This is a genomic window from Ruegeria sp. AU67 (assembly GCF_900312795.1).
GTDB lineage: Bacteria > Pseudomonadota > Alphaproteobacteria > Rhodobacterales > Rhodobacteraceae > Ruegeria > Ruegeria atlantica.
In genome coordinates this window covers 1-9,321 of sequence record NZ_OMPH01000023.1, presented here as the reverse complement: position 1 = coordinate 9,321, position 9,321 = coordinate 1, and the positions used below count along the sequence as shown (strand labels likewise).

8 protein-coding genes are annotated in these 9,321 nt (G+C 54.6%); 6 read left to right on the top strand and 2 right to left on the bottom strand.

What is annotated here, in order from left to right; all coding sequences use genetic code 11:
- Together DK510_RS22805 and DK510_RS12285 are read right to left on the bottom strand one after the other, a co-directional pair.
- A partial coding sequence (locus tag DK510_RS22805) for a formate--tetrahydrofolate ligase (RefSeq protein WP_160116508.1) occupies window positions 1–108 on the bottom strand: 108 nt, incomplete at its 3' end.
- 182 nt (window positions 109–290) lie between these two features.
- Window positions 291–1,226 carry a LysR substrate-binding domain-containing protein gene (locus DK510_RS12285; protein ID WP_058273706.1) on the bottom strand — a complete coding sequence of 312 codons (936 nt, stop codon included), beginning with the start codon at window positions 1,224–1,226 and terminating at the stop codon, window positions 291–293.
- Window positions 1,227–1,463: 237 nt separating this feature from the next.
- Here DK510_RS12285 and DK510_RS12280 point away from each other — a divergent pair, with 237 nt between their 5' ends.
- From DK510_RS12280 to DK510_RS12255, 6 genes are all read left to right on the top strand, one after another.
- Entirely contained in the window at window positions 1,464–2,417 is a 954-nt protein-coding gene (locus DK510_RS12280) for an ABC transporter substrate-binding protein (protein WP_058277107.1), read from the top strand.
- 82 nt (window positions 2,418–2,499) lie between these two features.
- A complete protein-coding gene (locus DK510_RS12275; protein ID WP_109312341.1) occupies window positions 2,500–3,528 on the top strand; it encodes a glycine betaine/L-proline ABC transporter ATP-binding protein in 1,029 nt (342 codons plus the stop codon).
- Window positions 3,528–5,510 (top strand): proline/glycine betaine ABC transporter permease, encoded by a 1,983-nt coding sequence (locus DK510_RS12270; RefSeq protein ID WP_109312340.1) that lies wholly within the window; start codon window positions 3,528–3,530, stop codon window positions 5,508–5,510. Before DK510_RS12275 ends, DK510_RS12270 begins: the two co-directional genes overlap by 1 nt.
- A 1-nt stretch (window position 5,511) precedes the next feature.
- Window positions 5,512–5,883: a cupin domain-containing protein gene (locus DK510_RS12265; RefSeq protein ID WP_109312339.1), complete on the top strand. Its 372-nt coding sequence runs from the start codon at window positions 5,512–5,514 to the stop codon at window positions 5,881–5,883.
- Window positions 5,880–8,279 (top strand): DUF1989 domain-containing protein, encoded by a 2,400-nt coding sequence (locus DK510_RS12260; protein ID WP_109312338.1) that lies wholly within the window; start codon window positions 5,880–5,882, stop codon window positions 8,277–8,279. The genes DK510_RS12265 and DK510_RS12260 overlap by 4 nt, the downstream gene beginning before the upstream one ends.
- A gap of 63 nt (window positions 8,280–8,342) precedes the next feature.
- Window positions 8,343–8,837 carry a hypothetical protein gene (locus DK510_RS12255; protein ID WP_109312337.1) on the top strand — a complete coding sequence of 165 codons (495 nt, stop codon included), beginning with the start codon at window positions 8,343–8,345 and terminating at the stop codon, window positions 8,835–8,837.
- The last annotated feature ends 484 nt before the right edge of the window (window positions 8,838–9,321 follow it).

Here is a 9,321-nt window from a genome sequence, read left to right as displayed (position 1 = left end):
GCCATAGGGCAGCAGATCAGCAGAATCGATGCCAATCTTAGCGCCAATTTCCTGAATAGGCTTCTTCTGCGCCTCGCGCGCAATTTCAATGTCCGATTTATAGCTCATTGGGCAAAACCCCCGGTTGGAAAAGTCTCATAACGTCTTGGCCAGAACGGTGGCGCACCGACCCAGAATCGTATATTTTCTTTAAAGTAAATAAATATTCCCCTGGGTCAATATCTGAGTTGTAGTGGTTAAAAAGCCCGTTGCCAAACTCACCATCAATGCCCAGCCACCAACAACCCAATTCAGGCGTATCTTTTCCGACCTTCACTAAGACCCAGCAGCCAATCTTCGACTATCAACTGCTCTGGAAAAGCACTGTTGAAAGGCCTTTTCAGCAGGTAATATCCTGACTCAGTCCGCACCGATGCGCTCTGGACTGGCCTGACCAAAGCGCCGCTTTCAAGCAATGGGTCAACAAGATGGGCCCAGCCCAACGCAATGCCCAATCCATCAACCGCTGCCTGTACTGACAATGGGTAAGTGTTGAACGCGACTGCCTGTTCCATTGATGATGTTGATACACCATTGCCGCTGAACCACGCACGCCACGTCATCCATTCTGCATGCGCGCTGGTGACCTCAATAAGGTCAAGTTCCGGTAACGCAGAAATATCCGCGGCATTGGGATTACTTTTGAGGTACTCGGGGCTGCAAACCGGAAAAACGGTTTCTCCGAAAAGAAGCTTTGCCTCGTACCCCGGCCAGTCGCCATCCCCCCGAAGAATTGTCAGGTCCATAGAATCTGACAGGCATTCTGCGTCACTGTCAGAAGACACTAAAGAGATACGTATTCGGCCATTGGATTTGTTGAACTTGCGAAGTTGCGGCATCAGCCAAAGAGACGCAACAGAATTGGTCGCCGAGATCGAAACCGTATTTGCCTGATGCTTGGCCAGCATGTCTCGGCTGACATCCCGCATCAGGTCCAGTGATTTTTCCACGGTCGCCAACAGGATAGCACCCTGTTGAGTAAGGGAAACAGAACGATGACCCCTTACAAACAAGGGCACGTCATAGTGCTGTTCCAGCAAGCGTACTTTGCGGCTGATTGCGGTCTCTGAGATGTTCAGCACCTTGCTGGCTTGCGCAAAACTCTGTGCCTTGGCAGCGGCTTCAAATGCCAACAAATAGTCTAGCGGCGGCAAGACTTTCCCGGTGACTGGCGCTTTTTTTGGCATTTGGGGGCCTTTTCCCGAGCTGGACGACGGCGCGATCAAAAACATTTGCCCGCATCTGGCAACATTCGATCAGTCAACTGTCTGTTAAGATAGCAAAAAGTCGGATTAGCCTCAAGAAATTATGGTCAAAGCCCCTCAAATTTCTGTTCTGCACATTAGACGATCTTGGGCAGAATGCATGAATTCGGGGCCGGAAGAGTCCTCAACTCAAAAATGAATGTCACTCAGGGAGCAAACATGAAACTTACAAACCTACTTTCTGCTGCAACCTTGGCAGCAGTAGCGGGAACTGGCGCGGCTGCCGAAGACAGCAGCGACCCGATCGTAATCCCCATTCACAACTGGTCCAGCCAGATCGTGATGTCGAATGTTGTAGGCCTGATCTTCGAAGAGATGGGCAACAACGTAGAATATGTCACCACCGACAGTCAGGCCGTCTATGAATCGGTACGTTTGGGCGATGTCGCGCTGGAGATGGAAGTCTGGGAAGGTGCCTTTGGTGCATCCTATCGGGCGGCACTGGAAAAAGGCGGTCTGCATGATGCGGGCGATCATGATGCGGTCACGCGCGAGGATTGGTGGTATCCGATGTGGACGAAGGAATCCTGCCCGGGCCTGCCTGACTGGCAAGCTCTGAACGACTGTGCGCACCTGTTCGCCACAGCCGAAACCGGTGACAAGGGCCGTTATCTGGATGGGCCGGTCGACTGGTTGAAGCATGGTAAAGAACGCGCCGAAGCACTGGATCTGAACTTTACAGTGATCAACGCGGGTTCCGCTGCAGCCCTTTGGGCTGAGATTGGCGCGGCAGAGGCCGACAAAACGCCGGTTTTGGTCTTTAACTGGACGCCAAACTTCGCCGAAGCTGTTTGGCCAGGTGAGTTCGTTGAGTTCCCAGCTTGGGAAGATGGGTGCGACAAGGATCCGGCCAAGGGCCCGAACCCGGAAGCGCTGTATGATTGTGGCAACCCTGCCGAGGGTTACCTGAAAAAGGCAGCTTGGGATGGCATGAAAGACAAGTGGCCGGCCGCGTATTGCGCCCTGACCGAGATTTCCTTCACCAACCCGCAGATTGCTGAGATGGCGAAGCTGGTCGACACTGATGAGCTTGAGCCGGAAGAGGCAGCCGAAGAATGGCTGGACGCCAACCGCGCTGTCATTGATCCTTGGATCAGTGCCTGCAGTACATAATCCGGTTGCATCCACCGAAACTGGCGCGGCCTTGAACATCTCAGCGATGCAAGGCCGCGCTCAACACGAAAGAAAGACAGCCATGTCCGCCTCAGCGCCTGTCATCTCAGCCAAAAACGTCTGGAAACTGTTTGGGCCCTCACCAGAGAGCTATCTGAAATCTCTGCCCGCTGACCGCAGTTTCGATGAGATCCGCGCGGATGGGTACATCGCCGGAGTCAAGGACGTCTCGATTGAGGTCGCTCGTGGCGAGATGCTGGTCATTATGGGCCTGTCAGGATCAGGCAAGTCCACGCTAGTGCGGTGTTTTTCACGCCTGCACGACATTACAGGCGGAACGATTGAAGTTGACGGTCAGGACATCATGAGCCTGACTGAACGCGAGCTGATTGAGCTGCGCCGCAACAAGATGGGGATGGTGTTCCAATCCTTCGGTCTGTTGCCACATCGCACGGTATTGGACAACGTCGCCTTCCCGTTGGAAATGCGCGGACAAGATCGCTACGACCGGCGCGAACGCGCACTGGAGGTCATCAAGTTGGTGGGCCTCGAAGGTCGGGAAGAATACTTCCCGCGTGAACTCAGCGGCGGTCAACAGCAAAGGGTCGGCATCGCCCGATCACTTGCGATTGAGCCGGATATCTGGTTTCTGGATGAGCCCTTCTCGGCGCTAGATCCGTTGATCCGACGTGAAATGCAGGATGAATTCCTGCGTCTGCAAGAGATGCTGGGCAAAACCATCGTCTTCATCACGCATGACTTCGATGAGGCGCTGCGCCTGGCCGACCGGATTGCCATAATGCGCAACGGCGCGGTCGAACAGTGTGACACCCCCGACCAGATCGTGATGAACCCTGCCACCGAATATGTGGCCAAATTTACCGAAGATGTCGACAAGGCCCGGGTCGTACATGCGAAAGGGCTGGCAAAACCCGTAAACGGTCATGCGCTAGAAGGCGCCCCGATCAATGGTGCCTCAACCATTCACGAACTGGCGCGCGTATTGGTCAACGACGACAGGATCCTTTTACCGGTCGCGAATGACAAAGGAGTTGTCACCGGGGTTCTGGAACGTGACACCGCGTTGAATGTTCTGCTCGGGGCGGAATGATGGCGACGCTGTCCACCGACATATCGGACACAAGGAACGGCCCGTGGGGGCAAACCAAAGTCCTAACCGCGCTGCTGGTCACCGCTATTGCACTAATCCTGGCTAAGGCAATTGGCATTCTGCCCGAGTGGCTGCATCGCATTCCGGAGGCTGCAATCCCGCCAACGGCACAGGTTTTGGACGCGATTTTCAACTTCATTCAAAACGATCTCGGTCTGATCTATGTCACCCGCTTTATTGCAGAAGGCCCGCTAGAGTTTCTGCTGGATACCTCGGCGAACCTATTGGAAGGCAAGCGTCGCTGGCCCTATCTGGGCCCGATCCCATGGTCCGCGATTGCCGCTGTGGCAGCCGTCGTCGGCTATGCCGTTGGTGGATGGAGGTTGGCTGCCTTGGGCGCGGGCACCTTCATCTGGACCGCGGCAATCGGACAGTGGAAAATCGCCATGCAGACGATGTCCGTCATCGTGGTTGCGGCTCCATTGGCATTCTTGCTGGGTCTGGTACTAGGCATCGCAGCCTGGAAATACGGCTGGTTCGAACGGTTGCTGAAACCCATCCTGTCCGTACTGCAAACCCTGCCGTTCTTTACGTATCTCTTGCCAGCAGTGATCTTCTTTAAGGTTGGACCGACAGCTGGGGCCGTCGCAACAATTACCTTTGCCATCCCACCGATGATCCTGATGACCACTCTAGGCCTGAAAAAGGTCAGCCCCGAAGTGATCGAAGCAGGCCAGATGTCTGGCTGCACACGCTGGCAGATGTTGCGCCACGTCTACGTTCCAGCCGCGCGGACCGAGGTACTGGTCGGCGTCAATCAGGTGATCATGCTGTGTCTTGCGATGGTTGTTCTGACCGCCTTTATCGGAATGCCCGGTCTTGGCGCGAAACTGCTGGCGATGATGGGTAGTTTCAAACTGGGCCGTTCTTTCGAGATTGGCGTAACCATCGTCCTTCTGGCTGTCACGTTGGATCGGATGTCAAAGGCCTGGGTCGTCAAGCAGCCGGTGCACTTCGAACGCGGGACACCGTGGTGGAAACGGCACCAGATTTCGCTGGTCGCGTTGGGTCTGTTTGTTGGATTTACTCTGCTGGCACAGGTGTTCCCGATCCTGGCTGAAGTTGGTCGCAAGCAGCATCTCAGCCAGGGCAAGGAAATCGACGTGGTGATCAAGTCATTCCTGGCCATAGACGCGATCAAGGGCACAACCGAATGGCTGCGCTGGTTCCTAAACGTCAAAGTTTTGATCCCGTTCCGGAATACGCTACTCGCCATTCCGACTCCTGCTTTTATCCTGCTGGTTGTATCCTTTGCGTATTGGGTCGGTGGCCGAAAGCCCGGCATCTACGCCGCGATCTTCTTTACGATTGTCGCCTTCTCGGGCTGGTGGGATCGGTCGGTCATCACGCTTTATACTGTGATTTCAGCAGTCGCGCTGGCGACTATGATCGGTATCCCCTTGGGCGTTGTTGCAGCGCGGTCCAACCGCTGGTCCAAAAGCATCCTGCTGGCCTGCGACACCGCGCAAACCTTCCCAAGCTTCATCTACCTGATCCCCGCGATCATGCTGTTTGGGGTCAATGATGTGGCAGTTGTGTTCTCAATCCTGATCTTCGCCGCCGTGCCGCTGATCCGGTACACGATTATTGGACTCAGTAATGTACCGCCGGAAATGACCGAGGCGGCAGACATGTCCGGCTCGACCCGTCGGCAAAAGCTGATGTCGGTGCAATTTCCGCTGGCACTGCCGACAATGGCGGTCGGGTTTAATCAGGCAATCATGTTCGCCTTTTTTATGGTTATCATTGCCGCCTTCATCGGCACGCAGGATCTGGGGCAGGAGCTGCAGCGAACACTGGCGGGCACCGAACTGGGCAAGAACTTTGTGCTGGGTCTGAACGTGTCCCTGATGGCGCTGACCTTTGACATGGCGATCAGCAGTTGGGCTGAAAAACGCAAAAAACGGTTGGGGCTTGATTGAGATGGCACAGCATCAAATCCCACGCACCGTTATTCGTTTCGACGATCCCGGATTTGTCCGAATGCGTATGGAAGGCCGACCCGACGAGCAAGTCTGGTGGAAGAATGTCAGCTTTGATGAGGGAACCGGGCAAGGTAGCTATCTGATGAAGATGGCAGCGGGCACACGTTCATGCCCGCATATCCACCATGGGCCAGAAGAGTTCTTCATCCTCGAAGGCGATCTGACAGATCACGATGGATTTTGCTATCGCAGCGGCGACTTTGTCAGCCTCGGCGCTGGGTCCAGCCACTATTCGCGAACCGAGGCGGGATGCCTATTGGTTGTCACCCACCGCGGTGCAACCGAGATCATTCAGGAAGATGCACTATGAATGTGAAGCCGGTATTCGAAGTTCCGTTCGAACGCAGCGGAGTTCTGGCCCCCGGCCTTCCGATCCTGCCACATGGAACGGAACGCCACCCGGTCCCCGGAATGGGGTCGCGCGCTGTTCCGGTTTCCAAAGGTGATACGATAACCTTGTTGGACCGCGACGGGATGCAACAGGCTGAGATGGTCTTCTTTGCCCCTGACCGAAGTTCTGATGCGGCCATGCTGGGTGCTTTGGGACATGGACGTCCGGAGGGATTGATTGCGACGCTGGCCAATGGATCGCCGTCTGGCAAGAAAGTGCTGCGCGCTCTGGAAGTTGCCGGATTTGACATCGGAAAAGGTGACGCGATCCGGGCGTTTACCGACGGGTCGCGCCCCGGTGACATGGTGCATTTCGTCGCCGAATGTGAGGGCCTTCTGATCGTGGCTGCACCCGGCAAGGCGATGCGCCCCGAAGATAACAACCCTCCCACGGATATCATCCTGTACATTCAGCGCTCTGCACCCGGTTTGGAAAAACCCGATGTGGGACCACCCGAACCGCTGGCCGATCCGCTCAGGGACTTCAATATTCAGCCGGGCAATGCCCACTCGTACGAGGTCAGGGCCGGTGAGTTCATTCAGATTGTCGATGTTCGCGGGCGTGAGTGCTCGGATTTTCAGGCCTTCAGCCGACGGGCACTGGATCAGGGGATCGAACGCGAGATTGATCCCACAACAACGCGTAGCCTGATGGGCAGCTTGTATCCAAAACCGGGGATTTTTTCGAAGTATTGGTCAGTAGATCAGGAACCGCTGATAGAGATCGTTCAGGATACGTGCGGACGCCATGACACGTTTGGCCTTGCCTGTACGGCGCGGTATTATGAAGATCTCGGTTACCCTGGCCACGTGAATTGCTCGGACAATATCAATAAAGACTTGGATCAGTATGGCATCAAACCACGTGGTGGTTGGCCTGCAATCAACTTCTTTTTCAACACGATGCTGGACGACACCAACGCCATTGGCATGGACGACCCCTGGTCGCGCCCCGGTGACTTCGTCTTGTTGCGCGCGCTGACCGATCTGGTCTGCGTCAGCACCGGCTGTCCCTGCGACATTGATCCAGCAAATGGCTGGAATCCAACCGATATTCAGGTGCGAACCTACAAGGCGACCGAGGATTTCAAAAGATCCTACGGCTATAGAAAATCTGCGGAGGCGGATGTGGAAGAAACCAAGAAAACTGCATTTCACGACTGCTTTGCACGGCACACCCGTGATTTCGTCGAATATAACGGCTATTGGCTGCCCGACACGATGACCAATCACGGCGCGATTGCCGAATACTGGGCCTGCCGCGACAAGGTTGCGGTTATGGACCTCAGCCCCCTGCGGAAATACGAAGTTGTCGGACCCGATGCAGAAGAGCTGTTGCAGCTTTGCGTAACCCGCAACATGAAAAAGCTGAGCGTTGGTCAGGTTGTCTATACGGCCATGTGTTATGAGCATGGCGGGATGATTGACGACGGCACCGTCTATCGTTTGGGTGAGACGAATTTCCGCTGGATCGGCGGGAATGATACCAGCGGATTGTGGCTGCAGGAACAGGCCCTCAAACGCAATATGAATGTCTGGGTGCGCAATTCGACTGATCAATTGCACAACATTGCGGTTCAAGGGCGGTACAGTCGCGACATCCTTTCCAAGATCTTTTGGACACCGCCTCAGCAACCGACGATCGAAGAACTGCCATGGTTCCGGCTTACCGTGGCTCGGGTTGGTGATGTGCAGGGGACATCTGTCGTAATTTCTCGGACCGGGTATTCAGGTGAGCTGGGATATGAAATCTTCTGCCATCCCAAAGATGCCGTCGAGATCTTTGATCGCGTCTGGGACGTTGGCCAGGAATATGGCATAGCTCCGCTTGGACTTGCGGCACTGGATATGGTGCGGATCGAAGGTGGCTTGATATTTGCCGGGTCCGAATTCGACGATCAAACCGATCCCTTCGAGGCAGGCATCGGCTTCACCGTTCCACTGAAGTCAAAGCCCGACGATTTTATCGGGCGGGCAGCGATTGAAGAACGCAAAACCCATCCTCATCGCAAACTGGTCGGTTTCGAGATTGAGGGCGGCACGGTCCCCTCGCCCGGCGACTGTGTGCGTTTAGGAAAGGCGCAGGTTGGAGAGATTACCAGCGCGATGAAATCACCCGTTCTGGGCAAGGTTATTGCGTTAGGCCGGGTTTCGGTCACTCATGCCGTCGTCGGAGCTGACATTGAAATCGGGCAACTGGACGGCCAACAAAAGCGTCTGAAAGCCAGAATAGTGCCTTTCCCTCATTTTGACCCGACAAAGGAACGCGTAAAGGGCAACTATTCAATTGTTGATGTTCCTGATGCAGCAGAATGACGACTCCTTAACAAAACCGTTGGTCACAGAGAGTCTCCCGTCAGGGTGCATCGTATGCGAAGAATGACCTTCGCAAAACTGCGAGAAAGCAAAAGTTTTGTCTGCCCCGCTCCAGCATCCGATATCGAACCTCACAATAGCGTCTCGTTGTGTTTTTGGCTTTCACTTGTGACGGTTATGCTCGTTCATCCGACCATTGGACTGGCTGCCGGATGCGCACGAATGTCTGCACTTGAGAGCTATAATGACACCGGGGTTGCGCCATTTGGGTCGGAATGTCTGTCATTCGATGGTTTAGGTAATTCCCGCGGCGTTTCGTGCTATTGGGAATTTCAGTTTAGAAGCGATGAGGCCGCAAGCTACTTTGACGACACATGGGCTGAAGTGGCGCGTTGCCGAGACGGTACGCCTGCTCCGATTGATATGCAGGTCAATCATCCAGACAGCTATGTGCATAGAGAATTGGACGCCGGAATTCGTGTCTATCGGGTTGCCTTTAAAGACAAGAGCCAAGAGAAGCGCACACTGGTTTTCCTGAGTGTCCAGCACAACAACTGAGACGACCGCCTAACGTCAGTTCCAACGGGATCGGTGAAAACTGCGCTTCAACGACCACCTTGAGTGTGCAAAAGTTTCTGTCCGTTGTCAAAAACCGCGATCTATAGCGGCTTTATCGCAAACTTTTGACCCCTCTGACAGAGATGAGGCCATCGTGTTAACGGCATTGCAGAGTTGGGCAAGGGCTAACCGTGGCAATCTCATTCTAGGGCGTGCATTTTCCAAAAGAAGTGATCCTGCATGCGGCGTTCTTCCACCTCCGGCACTCAGTTTCGGTTGCCCGATCCAAATTGATAAAGTCGGCCGTATATTTTTGGTTAACATCATTGAACATGATCATCGTTTCATCAAACGGCTTGTTTGACCCGACGGTTTGATGGTGCGATCCATTCGATTAAATGGAAGGATGCCATATGGGACAGATACGTCACGGCTGCGCACGCCATCCGAGCAACAATACAGCAATCCCAAGCTTTGAACGCGG